General features: G+C 65.9%; 24 protein-coding genes and 2 pseudogenes. 21 read left to right on the forward strand and 5 right to left on the reverse strand.

Features of this window, described 5'->3' with window-relative positions; all coding sequences use genetic code 11:
- The first annotated feature begins 83 nt into the window (after positions 1-83).
- The 3 genes from CKW06_RS23900 to CKW06_RS06915 are packed head-to-tail and all read left to right on the forward strand — an operon-like array spanning position 84 to position 1991.
- Entirely contained in the window at positions 84-1034 is a 951-nt protein-coding gene (locus CKW06_RS23900) for an RHS repeat domain-containing protein (protein ID WP_024957468.1), read from the forward strand.
- Positions 1035-1394: a TonB family protein gene (locus CKW06_RS06910; protein WP_024957469.1), complete on the forward strand. Its 360-nt coding sequence runs from the start codon at positions 1035-1037 to the stop codon at positions 1392-1394.
- Positions 1395-1991: a hypothetical protein gene (locus tag CKW06_RS06915; RefSeq protein ID WP_224119353.1), complete on the forward strand. Its 597-nt coding sequence runs from the start codon at positions 1395-1397 to the stop codon at positions 1989-1991.
- 26 nt (positions 1992-2017) lie between these two features.
- On the opposite strand, the gene CKW06_RS06920 is transcribed toward CKW06_RS06915, so the two are convergent.
- From CKW06_RS06920 to CKW06_RS06930, 3 genes and pseudogenes are all read right to left on the reverse strand, one after another.
- Positions 2018-2344 carry a hypothetical protein gene (locus CKW06_RS06920; RefSeq protein ID WP_005412640.1) on the reverse strand — a complete coding sequence of 109 codons (327 nt, stop codon included), beginning with the start codon at positions 2342-2344 and terminating at the stop codon, positions 2018-2020.
- A 23-nt stretch (positions 2345-2367) separates the two neighbouring features.
- Positions 2368-2711 (reverse strand): annotated as a pseudogene (locus CKW06_RS06925) (hypothetical protein).
- Between the two features lie 40 nt (positions 2712-2751).
- The gene (locus tag CKW06_RS06930; protein ID WP_024957470.1) at positions 2752-3363 is read right to left on the reverse strand and encodes a GyrI-like domain-containing protein; all 612 of its coding nucleotides are present in this window, start codon (positions 3361-3363) and stop codon (positions 2752-2754) included.
- 353 nt (positions 3364-3716) lie between these two features.
- Between CKW06_RS06930 and cyoA the strand changes: the two genes are divergently transcribed.
- From cyoA to cyoD, 4 genes are read left to right on the forward strand one after another with little or no spacing between them, the layout of a single operon-like run.
- A complete protein-coding gene (gene cyoA / locus CKW06_RS06935) occupies positions 3717-4757 on the forward strand; it encodes a ubiquinol oxidase subunit II (RefSeq protein ID WP_005408581.1) in 1041 nt (346 codons plus the stop codon).
- A 2-nt stretch (positions 4758-4759) separates the two neighbouring features.
- Complete coding sequence (gene cyoB, locus CKW06_RS06940) at positions 4760-6757, forward strand: cytochrome o ubiquinol oxidase subunit I (protein WP_005408582.1); 1998 nt, start codon at positions 4760-4762, stop codon at positions 6755-6757.
- A complete protein-coding gene (cyoC, locus tag CKW06_RS06945; protein ID WP_005408583.1) occupies positions 6754-7392 on the forward strand; it encodes a cytochrome o ubiquinol oxidase subunit III in 639 nt (212 codons plus the stop codon). Before cyoB ends, cyoC begins: the two co-directional genes overlap by 4 nt.
- Positions 7392-7733 carry a cytochrome o ubiquinol oxidase subunit IV gene (gene cyoD, locus CKW06_RS06950; protein ID WP_005408584.1) on the forward strand — a complete coding sequence of 114 codons (342 nt, stop codon included), beginning with the start codon at positions 7392-7394 and terminating at the stop codon, positions 7731-7733. Before cyoC ends, cyoD begins: the two co-directional genes overlap by 1 nt.
- 495 nt (positions 7734-8228) lie before the next feature.
- Here cyoD and CKW06_RS06955 read toward each other — a convergent pair whose 3' ends face one another.
- Positions 8229-10286: a putative bifunctional diguanylate cyclase/phosphodiesterase gene (locus tag CKW06_RS06955; RefSeq protein ID WP_038645674.1), complete on the reverse strand. Its 2058-nt coding sequence runs from the start codon at positions 10284-10286 to the stop codon at positions 8229-8231.
- Between the two features lie 150 nt (positions 10287-10436).
- Between CKW06_RS06955 and radA the strand changes: the two genes are divergently transcribed.
- From radA to CKW06_RS06975, 4 genes are all read left to right on the forward strand, one after another.
- Positions 10437-11813 carry a DNA repair protein RadA gene (gene radA / locus CKW06_RS06960; protein WP_005408586.1) on the forward strand — a complete coding sequence of 459 codons (1377 nt, stop codon included), beginning with the start codon at positions 10437-10439 and terminating at the stop codon, positions 11811-11813.
- 121 nt (positions 11814-11934) lie between these two features.
- Positions 11935-13791, forward strand: coding sequence for an ATP-binding protein (locus CKW06_RS06965; RefSeq protein ID WP_024958884.1), 1857 nt, complete (start codon positions 11935-11937; stop codon positions 13789-13791).
- A 48-nt stretch (positions 13792-13839) separates the two neighbouring features.
- The gene (locus tag CKW06_RS06970; RefSeq protein WP_038645677.1) at positions 13840-16146 is read left to right on the forward strand and encodes a tetratricopeptide repeat protein; all 2307 of its coding nucleotides are present in this window, start codon (positions 13840-13842) and stop codon (positions 16144-16146) included.
- A 92-nt stretch (positions 16147-16238) separates the two neighbouring features.
- The gene (locus CKW06_RS06975) at positions 16239-16703 is read left to right on the forward strand and encodes a YqhG/Tai3 family protein (protein ID WP_024956750.1); all 465 of its coding nucleotides are present in this window, start codon (positions 16239-16241) and stop codon (positions 16701-16703) included.
- 99 nt (positions 16704-16802) lie between these two features.
- Here the strand turns inward: CKW06_RS06975 and CKW06_RS06980 are convergent, their stop codons facing one another.
- A complete protein-coding gene (locus CKW06_RS06980; protein ID WP_024956749.1) occupies positions 16803-17597 on the reverse strand; it encodes a cytochrome C assembly family protein in 795 nt (264 codons plus the stop codon).
- Positions 17598-17719: 122 nt separating this feature from the next.
- Between CKW06_RS06980 and ffh the strand changes: the two genes are divergently transcribed.
- The 10 genes and pseudogenes from ffh (at position 17720) to CKW06_RS07030 (ending at position 24736) form a co-directional block, all read left to right on the forward strand.
- Positions 17720-19096, forward strand: coding sequence for a signal recognition particle protein (gene ffh, locus CKW06_RS06985; protein WP_005408591.1), 1377 nt, complete (start codon positions 17720-17722; stop codon positions 19094-19096).
- A 91-nt stretch (positions 19097-19187) separates the two neighbouring features.
- Positions 19188-20264: an NAD(P)H-dependent flavin oxidoreductase gene (locus tag CKW06_RS06990; RefSeq protein ID WP_012479529.1), complete on the forward strand. Its 1077-nt coding sequence runs from the start codon at positions 19188-19190 to the stop codon at positions 20262-20264.
- Entirely contained in the window at positions 20261-21073 is an 813-nt protein-coding gene (locus tag CKW06_RS06995; RefSeq protein WP_024956748.1) for an aminotransferase class IV family protein, read from the forward strand. Before CKW06_RS06990 ends, CKW06_RS06995 begins: the two co-directional genes overlap by 4 nt.
- Before the next feature lie 98 nt (positions 21074-21171).
- Positions 21172-21432: a 30S ribosomal protein S16 gene (gene rpsP / locus CKW06_RS07000; RefSeq protein ID WP_005408594.1), complete on the forward strand. Its 261-nt coding sequence runs from the start codon at positions 21172-21174 to the stop codon at positions 21430-21432.
- A gap of 44 nt (positions 21433-21476) precedes the next feature.
- Positions 21477-21989: a ribosome maturation factor RimM gene (gene rimM, locus CKW06_RS07005; RefSeq protein WP_005408595.1), complete on the forward strand. Its 513-nt coding sequence runs from the start codon at positions 21477-21479 to the stop codon at positions 21987-21989.
- A gap of 8 nt (positions 21990-21997) precedes the next feature.
- Positions 21998-22756: a tRNA (guanosine(37)-N1)-methyltransferase TrmD gene (gene trmD, locus CKW06_RS07010; RefSeq protein WP_024956747.1), complete on the forward strand. Its 759-nt coding sequence runs from the start codon at positions 21998-22000 to the stop codon at positions 22754-22756.
- Positions 22757-22910: 154 nt separating this feature from the next.
- Positions 22911-23312 carry a 50S ribosomal protein L19 gene (gene rplS / locus CKW06_RS07015; protein ID WP_005408597.1) on the forward strand — a complete coding sequence of 134 codons (402 nt, stop codon included), beginning with the start codon at positions 22911-22913 and terminating at the stop codon, positions 23310-23312.
- Between the two features lie 82 nt (positions 23313-23394).
- The gene (locus tag CKW06_RS07020) at positions 23395-23775 is read left to right on the forward strand and encodes a DUF6404 family protein (protein WP_024956746.1); all 381 of its coding nucleotides are present in this window, start codon (positions 23395-23397) and stop codon (positions 23773-23775) included.
- A 79-nt stretch (positions 23776-23854) separates the two neighbouring features.
- Positions 23855-24290, forward strand: a pseudogene (locus CKW06_RS07025) (DUF1801 domain-containing protein).
- A 38-nt stretch (positions 24291-24328) separates the two neighbouring features.
- Positions 24329-24736, forward strand: coding sequence for a DUF1801 domain-containing protein (locus CKW06_RS07030; RefSeq protein ID WP_024956745.1), 408 nt, complete (start codon positions 24329-24331; stop codon positions 24734-24736).
- The last annotated feature ends 88 nt before the right edge of the window (positions 24737-24824 follow it).

A 24824-nucleotide genomic window follows, 5' to 3' on the forward strand; every position in this document is an offset into this window, starting at 1 on the left:
CCTGTGCTATGAATACCCAGCCTTGCTTCAAGGCTCTTTCAGAGATTGGAAGGATGCGCAGGTTCGGGGGAACTGCAGGCGGCGTGTTTACCCGCTTCAGGAGATGTGGAGATCGAATTCGCAAGCTGGGGGCATCAGGCGCTTGGCTGTGTTGTGTGCTGCTGATCGGCCTTGGTCTGTCGCCATCCGCAATCGCCCAGACCACTGTGACGTACATCCACACTGACGCCCTGGGCTCGGTCGTGGCTGAGAGCGATGCCAACGGCAATGTGATCAAGCGCTATGACTACGAGCCCTACGGGGCCGTGGTCGGTGGTCAGGTCACGGACGGGCCGGGGTATACCGGGCACGTGAGCGACTCGGCAACGGGCCTGATCTACATGCAGCAGCGCTACATGGATCCGCAGTTGGGTGTGTTCCTGTCGGTTGATCCGGTCACGGCGTATGAGCAGCCGGTGGGGCAGTTCAACCGGTATAGGTATGCGAACGGGAATCCTTACAGGTTCACGGATCCGGATGGGCGAATCGTCAAGTACGCATTTGAAGGCGGAGCGACGCTGCGTGATGGTGCTGCCGTGCTCAACCATTGGATGAAGTCAGAAACCATCAGCTCTGAACTGAAGCAGATTCTCCTATCCGATGAGACCTACACCATACAGTTCAATCGCAATGGTGATTTTGGATATGACGAGAACAAGAGAATCATCAGCATTGATGTCACCTCTGGACTTCGCGTCAAATCCTCCGGGGAGATCCAGTCTCCTGCTCTGGGGGGCGGTCACGAGGTGAGCCATGCTGCCCAGCATGATCGGGTTGGATTGTCCGCTTTCCAGGCTTCGCTTGTTGCGCCACAGTCCAACTCGGAGAGCAACGGCGTGATGCAGATCCGAGTCGGCGTATCTTCGGAGGAGGCGCGGGCTACGGGGGTGGAGACCCGGGCCGCGCGTGAGCTGGGGGAGCCTGCCCGGAAGAGCTACAGCGACACGAACGGCACGGTTAATGTCTGCTCCCCCACCAGCAATCGGGAGTGTTGAATGAACCGCGTTCTGATGCTTGCGTTGGCCTTGTCCAGTGCCTCATGTCGTGCCGGTGAGGAGCTCCCTGGGCCTTGCCAGGCGGCAAGCAGTCCGGTGGAGTCCATTGCGCCGGTCGTTTCCGCCGCGACCGAGATGCAGGTGCGTGGCTCTGTCGTGGCGACCGTCGTCGTTGAAGAGGATGGGCGGGTGACAAATCCCGTCATCACGCGGTCACAGTTTGAAGCGCTGGACCGGGGGAGGGTCGACAATGCTGCTTATGAGCGCGCAGCCTTGGTTGCCGTGGCGAAGTGGCGTTTCCCTCCGGTCCCATCCCGCTGCACCAGGAAGGTCACATTCGATTTCCAACGTCTGGATTGAATGAGCCCGGTCAACCTGCTGAAACAGCAACGGCAGCGAGCAGGTGTTGAAGACCCTCATCGAGGACGACAAGAGGAAATGATCATGCGGATTGCTTCTTCAGTCGTCATTCTGGCCGCCTCGCTGCCGGCTGCAGCATCCGCTGCGCCACCTGTCTCTGTGCCGCAGGCCTGCGCGCCGACCTACTGCATTGAGGTCGGCGCCACGTTGCCCGACCGGCCGGTGATGATCCGGGTTGAATCGACGGTTCCCGCAGACGCCTCGACGACAACGGTGGACATGGGGCGTGGATTTTCAATTGGCTTCCATTCCCGGTATGTCGAATGGAAAGCTGGGCGAATGGGCCTTCCGCCCGCGCGATGGACACCAGGCAAAGCCAAGGCGAGCGCGGCAGCTTGCCTGAAGTGTGGCGCGCCGGGCTGGAATGAAGTCATGGGCATTGCCATGACCGGCATCCCCGAAGACTATGGCAATGACCTTTCCGGTATCAGTGTCTGCTTCTGGCCGCTTGATCGTTCACCCGCAGGGCACGGGGACGGCAGAACTCTGCGCCTTGGGGAGAAGGTCTGCATCGCAGATCCGGTCCCGAGGCGCTGAGCAGCACGTCTGCGCGGAGTGCTGCCTCAATAGGCAAGGTCGAAATAGTAGATCTTCTTTGCTCCGAACACGCCGCAACCTTCGCTGGTGAGTGCGTGGAAGCCGATCTGTGTCCGCGATGACGCCGCCGACAGGATGGCCGCGTACTTTTCCCGTCCGGATTTGTCGCTGGCCAGATCGATTGTCCAGCGCCCGTCGGAAGCACACTCGTTGTTGGTGGGCTGGCCTTCCAGCCACACGGAAACGAACGTGGATTCGACAACCAGTTTGGTGATTTTTCCGGTCTGGTGTGTATCGGCCCATGCGCTGCCGGACAGCAGCAGTGCACCGAGTGTGATAGCGAGCTGTTTCATGTCTTCCCTGCAGGCCCGGGGCATCAAGCCCTATATATAGCGCAGCAGGTGCCGGATCTGATGAGCACGAGCATCACCAGTTGCCGCAGATAGCCGCCGATCACCCCGGCCAGCACCCCGGCCGCGATCCGCATGGCCAGCCGGAACCATCGCCCGTGTGTTCCCGTAGCCAGGGCAGTACCACCGTTACCTGTGCAGCCAGCAGCAACACCACCACATCCATCCCCAGTGCATCGATCAGCGACAGCAGCGGCAGCAGGTCGGGATTGCAGGCCAGTACAAGCAACAACACGCTGCACAGCAGCGCGAAGGCGCGGCGCCCGGTGGGCAGGGTGGTCCAGCGCAGTAAACGATCAATCAGGGGCATGAATCTTCTGCTCCCTTGTCAGAGCGGTGCTCGCAGGCGGTCATTCCGCGCGGACGGGCTGCCGCAGCACGGTCTTCAACCGCGTCGCGTCGGTCCTGCGCGGGTCGCTCAGGTAGATCTCATGATGGGGGCCGGCAAAGGTGTAACCCAGTGCGGGCATCAGTTCGTCGTGCAGATGGGCCAGGGCCGGACCCTCGTCATCGTAGGCGCCTACGTGAAGCGTCTGCAGGCAGAGGCCTTCTTCGAGAATTTCGTGGCGAAGGCTGGCCGGAACGTCGCCCAGTTTCTTCGCCGCCTTGGCAATGGCAGCCTCCAACTGCGCTGGACGGATCCCATCCGGCGTGCGGATCATCGCCGTCCACCTCCACTCATCCTTGTGGCGTGCCACAAAGCTCGACGGATCCTCGGCGGTCCAAAGCGCTTCCAGCGGTGGCACCACGTAGTCCTGGCCCCCGGCCTTCAGGGCGAACTTCAGTGCATAGCTCACCGAGTACAGCCATTGCACCGCCTGCAGGTAGGCCGTGGCAGTGTTCGGGTCGCCGCGACCATCGACCATCAGGTAGGGCAGGGGCGGTACATCGACCGGTACGAACTGGCCGGCGGGCGGGTGATAGAGTGCCCGGTCGCGCTTCTTGAAGTCGATCTTGTCCATCGGGGTCTTCCTCCTGTGCCGAGCATCCCATGCCAGGCACCCGTCAGCACGCCTGAACCGATTCAGGTGACTTTGCCGAACGAGGGCGAACGGCCCGCGAACGTCCAGGGCCGGAATGCCGCCCTGGGTCATGCGCCCCGTCATGCCCGCGCGGTGCGACAACGTGTCGCAGCCAGAATCGGGCCTTTCCTGCGCTCGATCAATGTCAATGCCTTTCTTAAATGGTGGGTGACGGCCTAAAATTGAAAGGCTGACTCGACCCACCTCCCTACCTGTCTTCCGGACCGGTGGGACCGGCTTTGGCCGGAACAGGCAGGACGGGGAACGGCATTCCCTCGCAATTGGATCGACCGATGATTCCGTTGAAAACCCTTGGGCGCTGGTTGCGCCCGGGCCTGCTGCTGTCGTTGCTGGTGATGCTCACCGGCTGCGATGCCGTGGCCATCCTCAGTCCGAAGGGCCAGATCGGCCAGGATGAGAAGACCCTGCTGATCACGGCCACCGTGCTCATGCTGCTGGTCGTCATCCCGGTCATCATCATGACCCTGACCTTCGCGTGGAAGTATCGCGCCTCCAACACCAAGGCCCGTTACGAGCCGAAGTGGTCCCACTCGACGGCGATCGAGGTGGTGGTGTGGTCCATTCCCTGCATGATCGTGCTGGTGCTGGCGGTCCTGACCTGGCGTTCGTCGCACGCGCTGGACCCGTATCGTCCGCTGGAATCGGACGTCAAACCGGTCACCATCGAGGCGATCTCGCTGGACTGGAAGTGGCTGTTCATCTATCCGGAAGAGAAGGTGGCGGTCGTCAACGAAATCAAGTTCCCGGTCAACACGCCGCTGAACTTCAAGATCACGTCCGATTCGGTGATGAATGCCTTCTTCATCCCGCACCTGGGCAGCATGATCTACTCGATGGCTGCGATGGAGACCAAGCTCCACCTGATCGCCAACGAGACCGGTGAATTCCCGGGCATGTCCTCGCACTACAGTGGCGCAGGCTTCGCCAAGATGCACTTCACCGCCTACTCGGTCACCGATGCCGAATACCGCCAGTGGCTGGACCAGGTCCGTGCCGGTGAGCAGACCCTGGACAAGGCCTCGTTCAAGGCCCTGGGTGAAGCACGCAACGCCGAGTGGTATCCGGTCACCTACTTCGGCAAGACCGAAGAAGGCCTGTTCGACTGGGTCATCGCCAAGCACATGGGCGACAACAAGCATTACGGCATGAAGCACTCGCACGCCGGTGCCGCCGCTGCCGATGCCGCCAGCCATGAAGCGCACGAGGGGCATGCCCCCAGTGACGCGCATGATTCCAAGGAATCGGGTGAAAACCTGGATGCCACCGAACACGAACACGCTGGCCATGCTGGCCACGCGGGTTCGGGAGAATGAACATGTTGGGAAAACTCTCTCTTGAGTCGATCCCCCACGATCCGATCGTGCTGACCACCCTGGTCGGCGCGGTGCTGGGTGGCCTGGGCGTCATGGCCCTGATCACCAAGTTCAAGCTGTGGGGCTATCTGTGGAAGGAGTGGTTCACCTCGGTGGATCACAAGAAGATCGGCGTGATGTACCTCATCGTCGCCTTCGTCATGCTGCTGCGCGGCTTCTCCGACGCGATCATGATGCGTACCCAGCAGGCGCTCGCCGTCGGCGGGTCCGAGGGTTACCTGCCGCCGCACCACTACGACCAGATCTTCACCGCCCACGGCGTGATCATGATCTTCTTCGTGGCGATGCCGCTGATCACCGGCCTGATGAACCTGGCCGTGCCGCTGCAGATCGGTGCGCGCGACGTCGCGTTCCCGTTCGTCAACTCGCTCAGCTTCTGGCTGTTCGTGTCGGGCGCTGTGCTGATCATGCTGTCGCTGTGGATCGGTGAGTTCGCTGCCACCGGCTGGCTGGCGTTCCCGCCGTTGTCGGGCATCGAATACAGTCCAAGCGTCGGCATGGACTACTACATCTGGGGTCTACAGGTCGCAGGCCTGGGTACCACGCTGAGCGGTATCAACTTCTTCATCACCATCCTGAAGATGCGTACCCCCAGCATGAAGCTGATGCAGATGCCGGTGTTCACCTGGACCGCCCTGGTGACCAACGTGCTGATCGTCGCTGCCTTCCCGGTGCTGACCATCACCCTGGTGCTGCTGACCCTGGATCGTTACCTGGGTACGCACTTCTTCACCAATGACGGTGGCGGCAACGCCATGCTGTACATCAACCTGATCTGGATCTGGGGTCACCCGGAGGTGTACATCCTGGTCCTGCCGGCGTTCGGTGTGTTCTCCGAAGTCATCGCGACCTTCTCGCGCAAGGCGCTGTTCGGCTACAAGGGCATGGTCTACGCCACCGCCTGCATCGGCGTGCTGTCGTTCATCGTGTGGCTGCACCACTTCTTCACCATGGGCTCGGGTGCCAACGTCAATGCCTTCTTCGGCATCACGACGATGATCATCTCGATCCCGACCGGCGTGAAGATCTTCAACTGGCTGTTCACCATGTTCCGCGGCCGCGTGCACTTCACCACCCCGGTGCTGTGGACCATCGGCTTCATGGTCACCTTCGTCATCGGCGGCATGACCGGCGTGATGCTGGCGATCCCGGCCATCGACTTCGTGCTGCACAACAGCCTGTTCCTGATCGCCCACTTCCACAACGTCATCATCGGCGGCGTGGTGTTCGGCATGTTCGCCGGCATCACCTACTGGTGGCCGAAGATGTTCGGCTTCCGCCTCAACGAGTTCTGGGGCAAGTGCGCGTTCTGGTGCTGGTTCATCGGCTTCTACGTGACCTTCATGCCGATGTACGTGCTGGGCTTCATGGGCATGACCCGTCGCCTGCAGAGCACCGTCAACCCGGCCTACGAGCCGCTGCTGCTGATTGCCGCCGCAGGTGCCTTCATCGTGGGTGCCGGCATCCTGTGCCAGATCATCCAGGTGGCCGTGTCGATCCGCGACCGCAAGAAGACCGTCGACCTGACCGGCGACCCGTGGGATGCCCGTACGCTGGAGTGGGAAACCTCTTCGCCGCCGGCCTTCTACAACTTCGGCACCCTGCCGGAAGTCACCGAACTGGACGATTTCTGGGAACGCAAGCAGCGTGGTGAAGCCTGGCCGAAGCCGGCCAAGTACACCGACATCCACATGCCGCGCAACACCGGCACGGGCGTTGTCATCGGTGCCTTCAGCCTGGTGTTCGGCTTCGCGATGATCTGGCACATCTGGTGGCTGGCCATCGTCGGCTTCGTCGGCATGATCGCCACGTTCATCTACCGCACCTTCGACCAGGACGTGGATTACTGGGTCCCGGCCGCCGAGGTGGAACGCATCGAGAACGAACACCGCAAGCACCTGGAAGCCCAGGGCCTGGTGAAGTCGGAGCTGAAGGCATGAGCACCAATACCTCGACCCTGAGCCACGGGCACGCCGCGCATGCGGCGGCCCATGGCCATGACGACCACGAGCACCACGACACCGGCGGCAACACCGTCTTCGGTTTCTGGGTGTACCTGATGAGCGACTGCCTCATCTTCGCCTCGCTGTTCGCCACCTACGTGGTGCTGGCAGGCGGCACCGATGGTGGCCCCACCGCGAAGGACCTGTTCGAACTGCCGTTCGTGGCATGGGAAACCGCGCTGCTGCTGACCTCCTCGCTGACCTTCGGCCTGGGCATGATCGCCATGCACCGCAAGCAGATGGGCCAGATGTACCTGTGGCTGGGCATCACCTGGCTGCTGGGCTTCGGCTTCATGTGCATGGAAGTGTGGGAGTTCCAGCACCTGATCCACCAGGGCTACGGTCCGGACCGCAGTGCCTTCCTGTCGGCGTTCTTCGCCCTGGTCGGTACCCACGGCCTGCACGTCAGCGCCGGCCTGCTGTGGCTGCTGGTGATGTTCGTACAGCTGAAGAAGTACGGCCTGACCCCGACCAACAAGACCCGCATGGCGTGCCTGAGCCTGTTCTGGCACTTCCTGGACCTGATCTGGATCGGCGTGTTCTCCGTCGTCTACCTCAATGGAGCGCTGTAATGGCACATGACAACCATGCACACGACCACGGCACCGGCGGCGAAAGCCATGGCACCGTGAAGTCGTACCTGATCGGCTTCGTGCTGGCGGTGGTGCTGACCGTCATCCCGTTCTGGATGGTGATGTCGGGCGATTTCTCGCGCACCGTCAACGGTGTGGTCATCGCCATCACCGCGGTGCTGCAGATGCTGGTCCATCTGGTGTTCTTCCTGCACCTGGACCGCTCTTCGGAAAGCCGCTGGAACGTCAACGCTGCGGCCTTCACCGTGGTGGTGATCGGCATCATCGTGGTCGGTACCCTGTGGGTCATGCACAACATGAACGTGCACATGATGCACTGACGTCCGCGCGACGTTGCCACGCAGAAAGGCCGCCCTCGGGCGGCCTTTTTGTTTGTCGCGCCCACCGGGAATGGCACGCGCGGTGGTAGTGCCGGCCGCTGGCCGGCAATTACGGGAAGCCGGCCAGCGGCCGGCTCTACCAGGAGATCCACGCTGTACGGGGATGGGGTCAGAGCCCTTGCCTGCAGCAAGGGATCCGACCCCAAAGCCATCGGCCTCATCCCACCCGGCATGGCCGGCATAGGGGGGTAGTGCCGGCCGCTGGCCGGCAGTTGCGGGAAGCCGGCCAGCGGCCGGCTCTACCAGGATCCACGCCATGCGTGGACGGGGTCAGAGCCCTTGCCTGCAGCAAGGGATCCGACCCCAAAGCCATCGGCCTCATCCCGCCTGGCATGGCCGGCACAGGATGGTAGTGCCGGCCGCTGGCCGGCAATTGCGGGAAGGCGGCCAGCGGCCGGCTCTACCAGGAGATCCACGCCATGCGTGGATGGGGTCTCACCCCACCCGGCGCAGGAACTCCTCGGCGTCCATTGGTCGGCCCAGGTGGTAACCCTGCAATTGATCACACCCCAGTTCGCTCAGGTACTCGCGCTGTGCCTGCGTCTCCACACCCTCTGCCACCACCTGCAGCTGCAGGGTGCGCCCCAGCGCGATGATCGACGAGACGATGGCGGCATCCTCTTCATTGCATTCCAGATCGTGCACGAACGCGCGGTCGATCTTCAGTTCGGTGGCGGGCATGCGCTTCAGGTAGAGCAGGCTGGAATAGCCCGTGCCGAAGTCGTCGATGGCAATGTGCACGCCCATCGCGGTCAGGTCGTTGAGAATCGCCAGGCTGGCGTCCACGTCCTTCATCGCCGTGGTCTCGGTGATCTCCAGGGTCAGGCACGCCGGCTCGATGCGGTGCCGTTGCAGCACCTCGCGCACACTGTCCAGTAGCGCCGGCGAGGCGAACTGCAACGGTGACAGGTTCACCGCCATCGACCATTCGGAATGTCCGGCATCGTGCCACGCGCGCAGCTGTGCACAGGCACGGTCCAGTACCCAGTCACCGATCGGCAGGATCAGACCGCTGCGTTCGGCGATGGGAATGAACACATCCGGCGCCAGCAGGCCCAGCTCGGGATGCTGCCAGCGCAGCAGCGCTTCGGCGCCCGTGGCCGGTGCGCCGGCGGCAGGGAACTTGGGCTGGTAGTGCAGCACCAGCTCGTCGCGGGCGATGGCCTTGCGCAGGTCCTGCAGCAGGCGCAGCTGACGGTTGGCACTGAGCTGCATCGAGGGGGTGAAGAACGTATAGCCGTTCCGGCCGGTCTCCTTGGTGTGGTACATCGCCGCATCGGCGTGTGCCATCAGCTCGCGCTCGTTGTCGGCATCAGCCGGATACAGGGCGATGCCCAGGCTGGCGCTGACCTGCAGCTCGGCTGCGTCCAGCAGGAATGGTTCGCCCGCCGCCGCGATGATCCGCTCGGCGACCACCACTGCATCGTCGGGAACATCGATGGCCAGCACGATCACGAACTCGTCGCCGCCGAGGCGGGCGAAGGTGTCCTGCGGCCGCAGCAGGCCGCCGATGCGCTGCGCCACTGCCACCAGCAAACGGTCACCGAGCTGGTGGCCATAGGCATCATTGACCGCCTTGAAGCCGTCCAGGTCGCAGAACATCACCGCCACCGCCTGGTTGCGCCGCCGCGCCTTCTCGATGGCCTGCTCGATGCGGTCCTGCAGCAGCATGCGGTTGGGCAGCTGGGTCAGCGGGTCGTGCAGGGCGGCCTGGATCAGCCTGTCGTTGGCGTGTGCCAGTGAATCGGCCAGCAGCCCGGTGCGCACGCGCATCTGCCGGTCGAACAGCGAGGCCACCAGGGCGATGCCCAGGGTCGCCACCGTGGTGACGATCACCAGCACCGCCAGCCAACGCGTGTCGATGCCGCCGCTGCCGACCGCGCCGCAGATGCTGCCCTCCGGGAAGCGCGCCGCGGCCATGCCGGTGTAGTGCATGCCGACGATGGCCAGGCCCATCACCAGTGAGGCGAGCAGGCGCAGGCGCGTGGTGTTGCGCTGCTCGGCACGCAGGCGGAAGGCAATCCACAGCGCCGCACCGGCGGCGCCGATGGCAACCGCGATGGAGGCAGCGAACCAGCCCGGGTGATAGTCGATGCCCGGCTGCATGCGCATCGCGGCCATGCCCAGGTAGTGCATGGTGGCAATGCCCAGGCCCATCAGCACGGCGCCGGCCAGCAGACGTCGCCAGGGCAGGCTGGACCGCGACACCAGCCACAGCGCATAGGCCGAGGCGCCGACCGACACGGCCAGTGAGTACAGGGTGATGCCGAGGTCGTAGCCGACCGGAATCGGCAGGTCGAAGGCCAGCATGCCGATGAAATGCATCGACCAGATACCCAGGCCCATCGCCGCCGCGCCGCCGGCCAGCCACCAGCGGGCCACGCGGCCCTCGGCGGTGGCCAGGCGGCCGGCCATGTCCAGCGCCGTGTACGAAGCAAGAATGGCCACCAGCAGGGAGATGGCGACCAGGCTCTGACTGTAACTGCCAGTCATGTTGAATCCAGAGGGGGAGGGAGGGGGCGCCCGCAAGGCGCACGCCCGCGACAGCTATCGGCGCGGGCAGGCGGGACTTGAGCGGTCGCAGCACCTGCGACCCGGCTCGGCTATCCTGCCACGCCTGTTCCCGTTGCTGGAAATCATCCGATGGCCAAAGCCCGCACCGCCTACGTCTGCAATGAATGCGGCGCCGAATTCAGCAAGTGGCAGGGCCAGTGCACCGAGTGCAACGCCTGGAACTCGCTGTCGGAAATCGTGCTGGAGAGCGCGGCGGCGGCCAAGGCGCCGGCGTCGCGCCGGGCGGGTTGGGCGGGCAAGATCGATCCGCCGAAGATCACCGCGCTGAAGGACGTGGAGCAGACCGAGCACCGCCGGGTCAGCACCGGCATCGGCGAGTTCGACCGCGTGCTCGGCGGTGGCCTGGTCGAGGGCGCGGTGGTGCTGGTCGGCGGTGACCCGGGCATCGGCAAGTCGACCCTGCTGCTGCAGGCAGTGGCGAAGATGGCGGCCGAACTGCCGGTGCTGTACGTCACCGGCGAGGAGTCGCTGGCGCAGGTGGCCGGTCGTGCGCACCGGCTGGAACTGCCACTGGATGGGGTCAACGCGCTGGCCGAGACCGGCGTCGAGTCGATCCTGCAGCATGCCTCCAGGGCGGGCCCGCGGCTGATCGTGGCCGATTCGGTGCAGACCCTGTGGACCGAGAGCCTGACCGCCGCGCCGGGTTCGGTCAGCCAGGTGCGCGAGAGCGCGGCGCGGCTGGTGCGTTTCGCCAAGGAGACCGGCACCGCCGTGTTCCTGGTCGGCCACGTGACCAAGGAGGGCGGCATCGCCGGCCCGCGCGTGCTCGAACACATGGTCGATGCGGTGCTGTACTTCGAAGGCGAGAGCGGCAGCCGCTTCCGTTTGCTGCGCGCGTTCAAGAACCGCTTCGGTGCGGTCAACGAACTCGGCGTGTTCGCGATGGGGGACAAGGGCCTGAAGGAAGTCTCCAATCCATCGGCCATCTTCCTGTCCGGCGGCAGCACCCATCAGCCGGGCAGCTGCGTGATGGTCACCCGCGAGGGCACGAGGCCCCTGCTGGTGGAGGTGCAGGCACTGGTCGATGCATCGCCGCTGTCGAACCCGCGCCGTGTCGCGGTCGGCCTGGAGCAGAACCGCCTGGCCATGTTGCTGGCCGTGCTGCACCGTCACGGCGGCGTGCTGGTCGGCGACCAGGACGTGTTCGTCAATGTGGTCGGGGGTATCCGCGTACAGGAGACCGCGGCCGACCTGCCGGTGCTGCTGGCGGTGCTGTCCTCGCTGCAGGACCGGCCACTGGCGGAAAAGACGATTGCCTTTGGCGAGGTTGGCCTGTCCGGCGAGATCCGCCCGGTGCCCAACGGCGAGGACCGCCTGCGCGAGGCAGCCACCCATGGTTTCAAGCGCGCCATCGTGCCCAAGGCCAATGCGCCCAAGGGCGGTTCGGTGAAGGGCATGGAAGTGATCGCGGTGGAGCGCCTGTCCGAGGCCATCGACGCGGCGTGATGCGCGGGGCCCTGCCTCTACAAGCGTCGTATACGGCAGCGGTCAGCCTGCCTGTGCTAGTTTTTCCCGCTCGACGAAGGCGCCCTCTGGCGTCTTTCCGTGCCCAGGAGTAAACGATTACATGCAGGACACCACGCTCACCGCCCCCAACGCCGAAATCCGTCGCGCAGGGGTCGATCTCAATGGATTGATGACGGTGCTGGGCAAGCACCTGTATTCCACCCCGGTGGTGGCGCTGCGTGAGCTGGTGCAGAACGCGCATGACTCGATCATCCGTCGCCGCATCGAGCAGCCTGGCATCGAAGTGCCGTCGCGCATCTCGGTGCAGGTCGATGCCGCTGCCGGCGTGCTGCGCATCACCGATACCGGTGCCGGCCTGACCCGCCAGGAAATCCATGACTACCTGGCTACCGTGGGCGTCGGCTACACCCGGGGCCTGCGCCAGGGCGGGGAGGACGATGAAGGCCTGATCGGCATGTTCGGCCTCGGGTTCCTGTCGGCCTTCGTGCTGGCGCGCAGGGTCAGCGTGCGTACCACCTCGTACCAGACGCCGGAACTGGGTCATCTGTACGTGTCCAGCAATGCCGAGCAGTACACCGTCAGCGAAATGCCGACGCGCGCGGTTGGCACCGAGGTGGAACTGGAGCTGCATCCGGATTTCCTGCCGCTGGCCAACGAGGCGCGCCTGCACGAGGTGCTGGGCCGCTATTGCGCGCTGCTGTCCGAGCCGATCTTCATCGGTGCTGCGGCCGAGGCGCTCAACCCCGAGCCGCCGCCGTGGCGCAGCCAGGGTGACGTCGTCGTGCATCCGGTACAGGCGCGTCGCCAGGCGCTGCAGTTCGCTGCGCGCTTCGAGCACGATTTCGAGCCGATCGTCACCGTGCCACTGCGCGCGGATGGTGACAGCGATGCCACCGGCCTGTTGTGGGTCCAGGACGGCGCTACCTACGGCACCAGTGACAACCGCAATCTTTCGGTGTTCGTGCGCGGCATGCTGCTGGATGACGATGCGCGCGACCTGCTGCCGCCGTGGGCCGGTTTCATCGGCGGGGTGATCGAATCCTCGCGGCTGACGCCCACCGCCAGCCGCGAAGACCTGCAGCGCGATGACCAGTACCGGGCCGTGCAGCACGCGCTGCTGGAGGCGCTGATTGATGGCCTGGCCGACGTCGCACGGCAGCAGCCGGAAGCCTGGCGACGCGTTCTCACGCGCCATAATGAGGCCTTGCTGGGCGCGGCGCTGTGCGATGACCGCCTGTTCGACCTGCTGCTGGAGCACGTGCGCGTGCCGACTTCGCAGGGCGACCTGCCGGCCAGTGCGCTGCCGGCGCGCGGTGCCGTGCATGTGATTCTTGACAATGGCGGTGGCTTCGAGGAGATGCTGTTCCGCGCGATGGGGGTACCGGTCGCGCACGGCCACCGCTATGCAGTCGTGCCGTTCCTGCGTCGCGGGGCCCAGGCCAAGGGCCTGCGCCTGGTTGAACTGGGGACCGAGCAGGGTAACCGTGCACTGTTCCGAAGCGATGACAGCCTCGACGAGGCGCAGCTGGCATGGCTGCGCGAGCAGCTGGGCGACGGCGAACAGTTGCTGCCGGCACGCTTCAGCCCCGAGTCGCTGCCGGTGGTGGTGGTGCCCGACCGCGAAGCCGAGCTGAAGCAGCGCCTGGAAGACGACGAGAACGACAAGCGCGTGTCGATGGCCGCGCTGCGCCTGGCCCGGCAGTTCACCGCACGCATCGAGTCGCGCGCGCCGTCGCGGCTGTACCTCAATCTCGATAACCCGGCAGTGCAGGCGCTGCTGCGCGCCCAGCGCGAGGGGCATCCACAGGCCGAAGCCGCAGCCCGTCTGCTGCGCTCACTGAAGATCATCGTCGCCGCGCAGGGCCGCCCGCTGGCACGCGCGAACGCTACGCCCGGCCCGGATCTCAACGGCGCCTTTACCGATATTGCCGGTGCCCTGCAGCAGATGCTGCGCTGAGCACCGTACCTTCTCATCCAGCCTTCGCTAGACAGGAGCACTTACCCCATGGACATCTGGAACTGGGTCGAAAAACTGCAGGGTGACCTGCGCCAGGCCGGCCAGGCGCAGAACGCGCACCTGCTGAACCGTCTCGCCGACGAGGTGAGTGAACTGCAGATCGACCGCGTCGATGCATTGCTGCCCGAAGCGCGTGCGCTGGGCAAGGCGCTGGACAACCCGTGGGTCGACGTCTATGTCGGCCACTGGGCGCTGCGCAACCGCGTCGGCAACCGCGTCGAAGGCGAGAGCGCGCTGGGCGAAGCGGTGGCGCTGTTCGAACGTGCGCACCGTGAGGACACGCTGGAATGCCCGCAGTCGATCTGCGTGACCCAGGATCTGGCTGCCTGCTATGGCAACATCGATGGCCCGGGCTGGGTGCCCGAGCGCATCGAGGTCTGCGATGAAACACTGGGTCGCATCGACCCGAGCTGGGCGTGTTTCCAGTGCCTGAGCTGCGAGAAGGCCGATGCGCTGCTCGATGACGGTCGTGGCCAGGCGGCGCTGGATTACCTGCAGGCGCAGGCCGATGCCGTGGAGGCCTGTGGCAAGGAAGTGTTCGACAGCTTCCCGGAGATGCAGATCAAGATCCTGCTGGGAATGGGCCGTGCCGATGAGGCACTGGCACTGATCGAAAAGCGGGAGGCCGAAGTTGCGGCGTCCGGAGAGTACGAGCCGGCCAACTGCACGGTGCCGCGCCGCCTGTCCAAGGCCTGGGCGCTGGCCCAGCTGGGCCGCGACGAAGAGGCGCTGCAGCAGCTGGTGCCGTGGGGCGAGCTGACTCCGAACTACTGGCGCCTGTGGGCCAACACCGCCGCCGCGCTCTGCCAGCGGGATCCTGCGCGCAACACCTGGGATCTGGGCACGCGCTTCAACACGATCATCGAGCACTTTGCCCGGGTCGGATCGCATCGCCTGCTGATCGAAGTGGCAGCGCTGAGCCTGGAGCTGGCGCTGCAGCGTGGTACGCGCTGGGTGGCACTGCGGCAGCTGGAACTGGCCCGCACGCATCTGGCGCAGCTGCGCCAGGATCGTGGTGCTGCGGCGCTGGTGGCCGGCCTGGCCGCGCGCATCGACGCGTTGCCGGATGTCGCACCGCTGCCGGTGCCGGCGGGCGAGCTGCTGGCATGGCTGGACGCGCAGGGCGAACAGAGCCAGTCGCGCGATCCCGAGCGCGAAGCGCAGTGGTTGCTGCAGGCGCATGCCGAGTTGCCCGATGACGAGGCGCTGGCCGAGATGGCGGCCAGCGCACTCAATGCCTGCGGCGCACAGCTCGAGGCGCGCGCGCTGCTGTGGCGGTTCGTACGCGGCCATGCGCAGCACGATGGTCCCGCGGCCTACACGCTGATGCGCTGGCTGGCCGAGCAGGGCGACGACGATGGCCTGCGCCAGCTGGCCGATCTCTACCGTGGCAGCGTGCCGGTGTTCGCGCACTGGTGCGAGGTGCAGCGTGCACGCCGCGTGTCCGACTGGCCGGCGCTGGAGCAGGCGGCCCGATCCCTGCTGGAGCTGTCTCCGGGTTCGCACGGTGCTCGTGGCACGCTGGCGCGCATGTACATGGAAACCGGCCGCTTCAGCGAAGCACAGGCCTGCTACGCGCAGCTGGTTGAATTGCTGGAAGAGCCGAATGCCGCGCATTGGGACCACATGAGTGCCGCCAGCGCGGCGCGGGATTGGGACGCCGTGCGTCGCTCGGCGAAGGCGATCGGCATGGAGCTGTCCAGCCAGGAAGGCGTGGTCGAAGAGCCGTGGGGCTGGGTGATCATCCGCAGCGAAGAGAACGGTGAGCCGATGGAGTACTACGCCCGTCGCAGCGGACCGGTGACCGCGCGCATCGTCGAGAACGCGCCGTCCAACCGCGCCCAGCAGGTGGGCGACTGGGTGGTGTTCGATGCCGCGCTGGTGCATCCGGCACCCGAGGAGGAGGAAGCACGCGAGCATTTCATCCCGACCTATGCGCAGGTGCATGTGCTGGAACGCGGCGGCTACGCCCGCAGCTGGATGATCGATGGCGCGCACCCGGGCGAAGAGGCCTGGAACGTCTTCGTCGAGGCGGCCGAAGCACAGGGTTGGAAGGTGTGGTCACACAGCCGCCCGGACTACACCGTCACCGACCCCGATGTGGAAGACGGCACGCTGCCCGGCCTGCTGTTCACCGTGGCCCAGCCGCAGGACCATGCACCGCTGGCGCTGCACCGCTTCCTCCAGCAGCAGACCGCGACGTGGCCGCATCCGCATTGCTGGCTGCGCCTGGCCGAAGCCTGCAACCAGGATCGCCAGCCGCACCTGGACGTGATCGAGCGTTACGGGTTGTAAGCCGGGTATCGGGTAGTGCCGGCCGCTGGCCGGCAGCACCGGGATATCCTGTAGTGCCGGCCAGCGGCCGGCACTCCCTCAAGGAGAAATACATGCGAAAGACAGGGATGCTCGTGATCACCGGGCTGCTGCTGGCCCCCACCGTGCAGGCTGCTCCCGCCTGCCGGGAGCCTGCGGCTGTGGCCCGCGCCTTCTACGAGGCGACGACTGGCAACGGTGATCTGCTGGATCCGCCGGCCGCGCTGGTCAGCGCGGCCTTCGGCAAGGCGCTGCGTGATGAGCGTGCCTGCCAGCAGCGCGAGGAGGGCATCTGCACGATCGATTCCGATCCGTGGCTGGATGCGCAGGATGGCGACATCGACAGCCCCGTGCGTTACAGCTGGAAAGAGGCCTCGGCGACCACCGGCCAGGTAGAAATGCGCTATTTGGTCTGGAAGAAGGCCTACGTGACCCGGTTGCCGATGGTGCGCCAGGGCCAGGGCTGCTGGCAGGTCGATGACATCCTCACCAACAGCGGCCGTTCGGTGCGGAAGAGCCTGGCGCAGCCGGTGCCCTGACCGGCGGCAGCATCCACGCAGGGTGCGGTCCAGTTGCCGGCCAGCGGCCGGCACTACCAGGTGATGTTGGGTGGGTGCCGACCGTTGGGCGGCACGCTTCTATCGCGTATGCCCGAACACCAGTTCGATCACGAACTGGCTGCCGAAGAAGGCCAGCAGCAGCAACAGCATTGCCGCCAGCGTCCAGTGCACCGCCTTCATGCCCCGCCAGCCGTAGCGGCGGCGGCCGATCAGCAGCACGCCGAACACGATCCAGGACAGCACGCTCAGCACGGTCTTGTGCACCAGCTTCTGTGCCAGCAGGTCGTCGACGAACAGCACGCCGGTGACCAGGGTCAGGGTCAGCAGCGCGAAGCCGACGGTGATCACCCGGAACAGCAGCGATTCCAGGTCGGCCAGCGGCGGCAGCGCCCGCAGCCAAGGCCGGAACTCGCGGCGACGCAGTGCGCGTTCCTGCAGCCACAGCATGATTGCCAGCAGCGCGGCGATGCTCAGCGTGGCGTAGGCCAGCAGCGCCAGCCAGGCGTGGCTGGCCAGGCGCCAGCCCAGTACTTTGCTCGGTTCGTGGCCGTAGCCGTGGTAGGCCAGCAGCAGCACGGCAGCCAGCGGGAACACCACCACGCCCAGCGCCGACATCCGCCCGCGCGCGCCGACCAGCGAGGTCAGCCAGGCCACGCCCAGGCCGACCAGCGACAGCGCGGCGAAAAAGTGCATGTCCGGCCCGCCGTTGGTGCGCATCGCCACCATCACGTGGTAGCTGCCATGCAGCAGCATCGCCGGCAGGGCCGGCCACAGCCAGGTGGGCGAGCCGGTGGTTTCATCGCGGCCGAGCGCGCGCACCAGCAGGGCACTGGCAGCCAGGTAGAGCAGGACGGCGATGAGAACGATTGTCATCGTTGCAGTTTCGCACACCCCTGCGGTGGTGGCGACGGCCCCGTGGCCGCAGTCCGGGGAGACAGCCGGACCCGTTATACTGTCTGCCTTATTGTCCCCCGCTTTCAGACAGGTTGCGCCGCATGTTCGAGTCCCTGACCCAGCGCCTTTCCGGCACCATCGAGCGCCTGCGTGGCCGTGGCCGCCTGACCGAGGAGAACATCCGCGAGGCGACCCGCGAAGTGCGCATCGCGCTGCTCGAAGCCGACGTTGCGCTGCCGGTGGTGCAGGCCCTGATCGAGCGCATCAAGGTACGAGCGGTCGGCCAGGAAGTGCTGAAGTCGCTGACCCCGGGCCAGGCGCTGATCAAGGTCGTGCGCGACGAGCTGACCGCGGTGATGGGCGCCGAAGCCAGCGACCTGAACCTCAATGTGCCCGCGCCGGCCATCATCCTGATGGCGGGCCTGCAGGGCGCCGGCAAGACCACCACGGTGGGCAAGCTGGCCAAGCACCTGAAGGAAAAGCGCAAGAAGAAGGTGATGGTGGTCTCGGCCGACGTCTACCGTCCGGCCGCGATCGAGCAGCTGAAGACCCTGGCCGAGCAGGTCGGCGTGCTGTTCTTCCCGTCCAGTGCCGACCAGAAGCCGGAAGCCATCGTCCGTGCCGCCATCGACGACGCGCGCAAGTCGTTCGTCGACGTGCTGCTGGTCGATACCGCCGGCCGCCTGGCCATCGACGAAGCGATGATGGCCGAGATCAAGGCCCTGCACGCTGCGGTGAACCCGGCCGAAACCCTGTTCGTGGTCGACGCCATGACCGGCCAGGACGCGGCCAACACCGCCAAGGCCTTCGGCGACGCCCTGCCGCTGACCGGTGTGGTGCTGACCAAGACCGACGGTGACGCCCGTGGCGGTGCCGCGCTGAGCGTGCGCTACATCACCGGCAAGCCGATCAAGTTCGTCGGCGTCAGCGAAAAGCCGGAAGGCCTGGACGTGTTCCACCCGGACCGTATCGCCAGCCGCATCCTCGACATGGGCGACGTGCTGTCGCTGGTCGAGCAGGTCGAGCAGCAGGTCGACAAGGACAAGGCGGCCAAGCTGGCCGAGAAGGTCGCCAAGGGCAAGAAGTTCGACCTGAACGACATGCGTGACCAGCTCGAGCAGATGCAGAACATGGGCGGCATCGGCGGCCTGATGGACAAGCTGCCGGGCCTGGGCAACATCCCCGACCATCTGAAGCAGCAGGTCAGCCAGGGCAAGGAAGTGCCGCGCATGATCGCCATCATCAGCTCGATGACCAAGAAGGAACGGCGCAACCCGAACCTGCTGAACGGCTCGCGCCGCGCGCGCATCGCCAAGGGCTCGGGCGTGACGCCGGCTGACGTCAACAAGCTGATGAAGCAGTACATGCAGATGGAAAAGATGATGAGCAAGATGGCCGGCGGCGGCATGAAGGGCATGCTGCGCAGCATGAAGGGCATGATGGGCGCCATGGGCGGCCGCGGCATGCCGTTCCGTTGATGCAGCGACGGGGCCGGCGCGCATTGCGACGCGGCCCCGGTCACAATGACTGGCGTATGCTGGATGGCGACTTCTCCAACAGGTATGTCGCGTGAATGCATCGCCGATTCTTGAACGCGCCGACACCTTCTGTCGGCGTTTTTCATTGCAGCTTCCGATCCTGCTGGCACCGATGGCCGGTGCCTGCCCGGTGCCGCTGTCGGCCGCGCTGGCCAATGCCGGCAGCATGGGCGCGATGGGTGCGGTGCTGTCGCCGGCCGCCGATATCGGCCGCTGGATGGATGACTTCCGCGCCGCTTCCAATGGCCCGGCGCAGGTGAACCTGTGGGTGCCGGATCCGGTGCCGACCCGTGACGTTGCCGCCGAGGCTGCCAGCCGCGCCTTCCTGACGCAGTGGGGCCCGGACGTGCCGGCCAGCGCCGCCGATGCCACGCCCGCCGACTTCGAAGAACAGTTCGCCGCACTGCTGGCCGCACGCCCGGCGGTGGCCTCGACCATCATGGGTGTGTTGCTGCCGCGCCACGTGCAGCAGTTGAAGGATGCCGGCATTGCCTGGATCGCCTGCGCGACCACCTTGTCCGAAGCGCGTGCAGCACAGGACGCCGGTGCCGATGCGGTGGTGGCGCAGGGCATGGAAGCGGGCGGCCATCGCGGTGCGTTCGATCCGGCGATGGCCGAGCGCCAGCTGGTCGGCCTGTTCGCGCTGCTGCCGCGCCTGGCCGATCACCTGCAGATCCCGGTGATTGCCGCCGGCGGTATCGCCGATGGCCGCGGTATCGCCGCCGCGCTCACGTTGGGGGCCAGCGCGGTGCAGATCGGCACCGCGTTCCTGCGCACGCCCGAAGCAGCGATCGCCTCGGCATGGGCCGATGGGCTGGCCGCCAGCGAACCGGAAGACACCTGGCCGACCCGCGCCTTCAGCGGCCGCCTGGGCCGCGGCCTGGCGACCGCCTATGTGCGCGCCGCTGCCGCAGAAGGCGCCCCGGCGCCACGCCCGTACCCGGTGCAGCGCGGGCTGACCGCGCCGATGCGCAAGCAGGCCGCGCAGGAAAACCGCCTGGCGGCGATGCAGGCCTGGGCCGGGCAGTCGGCGTGGATGGCGCCGGCACAGCCGGCCGCCGACGTGCTGCGCGGCATGTGGAGCCAGGCGCAGGCGCTGCTGCGATGACGGTGACCTGCAACGGCCTGCCGGCACAGGTCGAGGATCTGCTGCCGGCGCTGGTCAACTACGGCCATTTCACCTCGCTGCAGGTGCGCGACCACGCGGTGCAGGGACTGGACCTGCATCTGGCGCGGCTGTCACAGGCGACGCGTGAACTGTTCGGCAGCGAGCTGGATACGGTGCAGGTGCAGACCTGGATGGCACAGGCCCTGCAACAGGCCGGCCTGGCCGATGCCTCGCTGCGGGTGACGGTGTACTCGCGCCGGTTCGATTTCCGCAACCCGCTGGCGGCGGTGCCGGTGGACGTGCTGGTGGCAGTATCAGCGCCGGTGGCCCTGGTCGCGCCCAAGCGCGTGCGCAGCGTGGTCTGGCAGCGCGAAATGCCGCAGATCAAGCACGTGGGCACGTTTGGCCTGTTCGCCGAGCGCCGCGCGGCGATGGCCGAAGGATTCGACGATGTGCTGTTCGTGACCGCTGATGGCGACGTGAGTGAAGGCAGCACCTGGAACCTGGCCGTGCACGATGGTGAACGGCTGCTCTGGCCGCAGGCGCCGGCCCTGCGCGGTACGGCCGAAGCGCTGCTGAAGCGGCATTGGCCCGATGCGCAGTTGACGCGGCCGTTGGCGCTGGCTGAACTGGGCAGTGTGAAGGCCGCTGTTGCCTGCAACGCCAGCGGCCTGTGGGCGCTGGAGGCCATCGACGGGCATCTCCTGCCAAGCTCGCAGGCGCTGGCTGAACAGGGCAGGGCGGTGCTGGCGGCGGTGGCTTGGCAGGGGCTGGGGTCAGATCCCTTTTGCGCCGCAAAAGGGATCTGACCCCAAGCGAACCCCCCGGGGTTGGCTCGGCCGGGCTCTGCCGCTATAATCGCCCGCTTACCTCGCCATCCTGGCGACTGGGCAATAGGAAAAACACCATGGTCAAGATTCGACTGACCCGCGGCGGCGCCAAGAAGCGTCCGTTCTACCACATCATCGTCACCGACGTGCGCAGTGCGCGCGACGGCCGCAACATCGAGCGCGTTGGTTTCTACAACCCGGTCGCCCAGGGCGGCGAGAAGCGCATCGAGCTGGACCTGGCCCGCGTTGACCATTGGGTCAAGAACGGCGCCCAGCCGACCGACAAGGTCCGCAACCTGATCAAGGAAGCGACCAAGTCCCAGGCCGCTGCGGCCTGATCCTGACGGGCCACGCTTCGGCGTGGCCCTCTTGGTTGAAGCAGATGAAAGATATCGAGCGCCGCATCCTGCTGGGCAGGGTTGTCGGCGCTTTTGGTGTGCGCGGCGAGATCAAGCTCGAGTCCTGGACCGAGCCACGTTCCGCCATTTTCCGTTACCAGCCGTGGATCGTGCGCAGCCCGTCCGGCGTGGAAACCACGATTGAAGGTGTGCGTGGCCGCGACAGTGGCAAGCACCTGGTCGCCCGGTTCCCCGGCGTCGAGGACCGCGATACCGTCGAAGCGATGCGCGGCACCGAGATCTACGTGGCCCGCAGTGCCCTGCCACCGCCGAAGCCCGATGAGTATTACTGGGTGGACCTGGAAGGCCTGGACGTGAAGACCACCGAGGGCGTTGCCCTGGGCCAGGTCTCGCACCTGTTCAGCACCGGCGCCAACGATGTGGTGGTGGTCCGGGGTGACCGCGAGCGGATGATCCCGTTCGTGCAGCCGGACTTCGTCAAGTCGGTCGACTTCGAGGCCAACCTGGTCGTGGTCGACTGGGATCCCGAGTTCTGAGTGTGAGCATGCGTTTCGACGTCATCACCCTGTTCCCCGAGTTCCTCGCCCAGTCCGCCGGACTGGGCGTGGTCGGGCGCGCGCAGGAGAAGGGGTTGTTCAGCCTGCATGGCTGGAATCCCCGTGATTACGCCGAAGGCAACTACCGCCGGGTGGACGACCGTCCATTCGGTGGCGGCCCGGGCATGGTGATGCTGATCGAGCCGTTGCAGGCCTGCCTGCAGGCGATCCGCGATGCTGATCCGACCCCGGCGCGGGTGATCTACCTCAGCCCGCAGGGGGCGCCGTTGACCCAGGCCAAGGTGCGGGAACTGGCGGCATTGCCGCGCATGGTTCTGCTCTGTGGCCGCTACGAGGGCATCGACGAGCGTTTCCTGGAAGCCAATGTCGACGAGGAAATCTCCCTCGGCGACTACGTGCTGTCGGGTGGCGAGCTGGGTGCCGCGGTCATCATCGACGCCGTGGCCCGCCTGCAGGACGGGGCCCTGAATGACGCTGAATCAGCGGCCCAGGACAGCTTCGAAGGTGATCTGGGCCTGCTCGACTGTCCGCACTACAGCCAGCCGGCCCAGCACCCTCTGGGCGACGTGCCGGACGTGCTGCGCTCAGGCAACCATGCGGCCATCGCCGCGTGGCGCCGCCAGCAGTCGCTGGTCCGTACCGCCCAGCGGCGCCCGGACCTGCTGGATGAACAGGCGCTGGGCAAGGCCGACCGCACGCTGCTGGAACAGGGCCGTCAGGCCCAGAAGCAGAAGGCCGACCCCTAGCGCAGGGCCGGCTTTATCGGCTATCATGGCCAATTACCGCCAGCCCAGGCCGGCGCGCGCAGTACCCACAACAAACGTGCAGCACAGTCCGGTGACTGCATGAGCCCACGTTGTCTACATGACACGCCCACCCGAACAAGAATCGGTGTAACCCATGAGCAAGCTGAACAAGTCCATCGTCGCGGAATTTGAATCCGCCCAGATCACCCGTGAACTGCCGAAGTTCAGCCAGGGCGACACCGTTGTCGTCAACGTGAAGGTGAAGGAAGGCAGCCGCGAGCGCGTGCAGGCCTACGAAGGCGTCGTCATCGCCACCAAGAACGCCGGCCTGAACTCCTCGTTCACCGTGCGCAAGATCTCGCACGGCTACGGCGTCGAGCGCGTGTTCCAGACCCACAGCGCCATCATCGACTCGGTCGAAGTGAAGCGTCGTGGTAAGGTCCGCGCCGGCAAGCTGTACTACCTGCGTGGCCTGGAAGGCAAGGCTGCCCGCATCAAGGAAGACCTGGCTGCCGCTGCTGCCGCCAAGGCTGCCCGTCTGGCCGAAAAGGCCTGATAAACAACTTCGGTTGTTGCCGCGACGGCCACCTTCGGGTGGCCGTTTGCGTTTCCGGCATCGCATCGGCCACGATCAGGTGATGAACGACATCAACCCGCGCTATCCCGCCGTGATCCAGTCGGCGTTGCGCTTCCTCGACGGCAAGGGGCTGGCGCGTGTGCAGTCGGCGCCGTTGCTGCATCGCCTGCTGTGGTGCATGGGCATCGCACTGCCACCGCCAATCCTGGCCGGCTTCGGTACCAATGCGCTGGTGCAGGGCCTGTTGTTCGGGCTGTTCTGGACCGCACTGATGTGGCTGATGCTGTGGCAGGGCAGCGAGCGTCCGCTGGCCTTGCTGCTGGCGGCCGGCCTGTTGGCTGGTGCGCTGTTCGGCGTGGTGATGGCCGGCTTGATGCGCTCGCTGCGCCGTCACCGCAAATTGCCGGAGTGGCGCCAGTTCCGCGCGGGGCAGGCGGACTGAGCCGATGGCGCACTGCGCCGTGACCGCCCGGCACAGGCCGCGGTAGGCTGCAGTGTCATCCCGATGGACGTGCCGTGCGATGCCTGCCAAGCGAACCGCACCTTCCGCTGCGCCCAAACTGTTGTCAGGCGGCAATCCGCAGATCGCCAAGGGCGAGGGCGATGCCACGGTACAGGCCTATATCGCGGCGATGCCGGACTGGAAGCGGCCGATCGGCGCACGGCTGGATGCGCTGGTCGAACAGGCCGTACCCGGGGTGCACAAGGCGGTGAAGTGGAACTCGCCGATGTATGCGGTGGCCGCGGGCGAAGGCTGGTTCCTCAGCTTCCATTGCTTCACCCGCTATATCAAGGTGGCGTTCTTCCGCGGCACTGCGCTGAAACCGGTGCCGCCGGAGCCGTCCAAGGAGTGCCGATACGCGCTACCTGCACATTGCACAGGATGGCGTACTGGATGAAGCCCGGTTTCTTGACTGGGTGCGCCAGGCCGCGGCATTGCCCGGCGAACACATGTAAGCCCACCGTTCTGATCTCCTTGCCGACGAGAGCCGCTGATGGCCACGCATGCACCCAACCCGGCTGATGCCGGAACCCCGGCCGCCGAACTGATCGATGCGCGCATCGCCGAACTGGGCGACTGGCGTGGCGAAGCGCTGGCACGCGTGCGTGCGTTGATCCATGAGGCGCTGCCCGACGTGCAGGAAACCTGGAAATGGCGGGGTACACCGGTGTGGGAGCACAACGGCATCCTGTGCACCGGCGAGACCTACAAGCAGGCGGTGAAGCTGACGTTTGCCAATGGCGCGACGCTGGCCGACCCCAAAGGCCTGTTCAACGCCAGCCTGGAGGGCAACACGCGGCGCGCGATCGATATCCATGAAGGCGCGATGCCGGATGCCGCCGCGTTCAAGGCGTTGATGCGCGCGGCGGCCATGTTCAACGCGGCGAAGAAGAAGCGGTAGAGCCGGCCGCTGGCCGGCTGTGCCGCGATGCTGCTGGAGAGGTGTGAGGTTGGCGGCCAGCGGCCGGCACTACCGTGGCGTTCACTGG

This window comes from Stenotrophomonas maltophilia, from assembly GCF_900186865.1.
In the GTDB taxonomy this organism is placed as follows: Bacteria; Pseudomonadota; Gammaproteobacteria; order Xanthomonadales; family Xanthomonadaceae; genus Stenotrophomonas; species Stenotrophomonas maltophilia.

Bases quoted from the DNA above. Each gene is read 5' to 3' on its own strand.
- CKW06_RS07030 (WP_024956745.1), top strand. From the start codon at position 24,329: ATGGCCACGCATGCACCCAACCCGGCTGATGCCGGAACCCCGGCCGCC.
- cyoC (WP_005408583.1), top strand. From the start codon at position 6,754: ATGAGCACCAATACCTCGACCCTGAGCCACGGGCACGCCGCGCATGCG.
- CKW06_RS06965 (WP_024958884.1), top strand. From the start codon at position 11,935: ATGCAGGACACCACGCTCACCGCCCCCAACGCCGAAATCCGTCGCGCA.
- CKW06_RS06955 (WP_038645674.1), bottom strand. From the start codon at position 10,286: ATGACTGGCAGTTACAGTCAGAGCCTGGTCGCCATCTCCCTGCTGGTG.
- CKW06_RS06930 (WP_024957470.1), bottom strand. From the start codon at position 3,363: ATGGACAAGATCGACTTCAAGAAGCGCGACCGGGCACTCTATCACCCG.
- cyoD (WP_005408584.1), top strand. From the start codon at position 7,392: ATGGCACATGACAACCATGCACACGACCACGGCACCGGCGGCGAAAGC.
- ffh (WP_005408591.1), top strand. From the start codon at position 17,720: ATGTTCGAGTCCCTGACCCAGCGCCTTTCCGGCACCATCGAGCGCCTG.
- CKW06_RS06975 (WP_024956750.1), top strand. From the start codon at position 16,239: ATGCGAAAGACAGGGATGCTCGTGATCACCGGGCTGCTGCTGGCCCCC.
- rimM (WP_005408595.1), top strand. From the start codon at position 21,477: ATGAAAGATATCGAGCGCCGCATCCTGCTGGGCAGGGTTGTCGGCGCT.
- trmD (WP_024956747.1), top strand. From the start codon at position 21,998: ATGCGTTTCGACGTCATCACCCTGTTCCCCGAGTTCCTCGCCCAGTCC.
- rpsP (WP_005408594.1), top strand. From the start codon at position 21,172: ATGGTCAAGATTCGACTGACCCGCGGCGGCGCCAAGAAGCGTCCGTTC.
- CKW06_RS06915 (WP_224119353.1), top strand. From the start codon at position 1,395: ATGAGCCCGGTCAACCTGCTGAAACAGCAACGGCAGCGAGCAGGTGTT.
- CKW06_RS06980 (WP_024956749.1), bottom strand. From the start codon at position 17,597: ATGACAATCGTTCTCATCGCCGTCCTGCTCTACCTGGCTGCCAGTGCC.
- rplS (WP_005408597.1), top strand. From the start codon at position 22,911: ATGAGCAAGCTGAACAAGTCCATCGTCGCGGAATTTGAATCCGCCCAG.
- CKW06_RS06970 (WP_038645677.1), top strand. From the start codon at position 13,840: ATGGACATCTGGAACTGGGTCGAAAAACTGCAGGGTGACCTGCGCCAG.
- cyoB (WP_005408582.1), top strand. From the start codon at position 4,760: ATGTTGGGAAAACTCTCTCTTGAGTCGATCCCCCACGATCCGATCGTG.
- cyoA (WP_005408581.1), top strand. From the start codon at position 3,717: ATGATTCCGTTGAAAACCCTTGGGCGCTGGTTGCGCCCGGGCCTGCTG.
- radA (WP_005408586.1), top strand. From the start codon at position 10,437: ATGGCCAAAGCCCGCACCGCCTACGTCTGCAATGAATGCGGCGCCGAA.
- CKW06_RS06910 (WP_024957469.1), top strand. From the start codon at position 1,035: ATGAACCGCGTTCTGATGCTTGCGTTGGCCTTGTCCAGTGCCTCATGT.
- CKW06_RS07020 (WP_024956746.1), top strand. From the start codon at position 23,395: ATGAACGACATCAACCCGCGCTATCCCGCCGTGATCCAGTCGGCGTTG.
- CKW06_RS06920 (WP_005412640.1), bottom strand. From the start codon at position 2,344: ATGAAACAGCTCGCTATCACACTCGGTGCACTGCTGCTGTCCGGCAGC.
- CKW06_RS06995 (WP_024956748.1), top strand. From the start codon at position 20,261: ATGACGGTGACCTGCAACGGCCTGCCGGCACAGGTCGAGGATCTGCTG.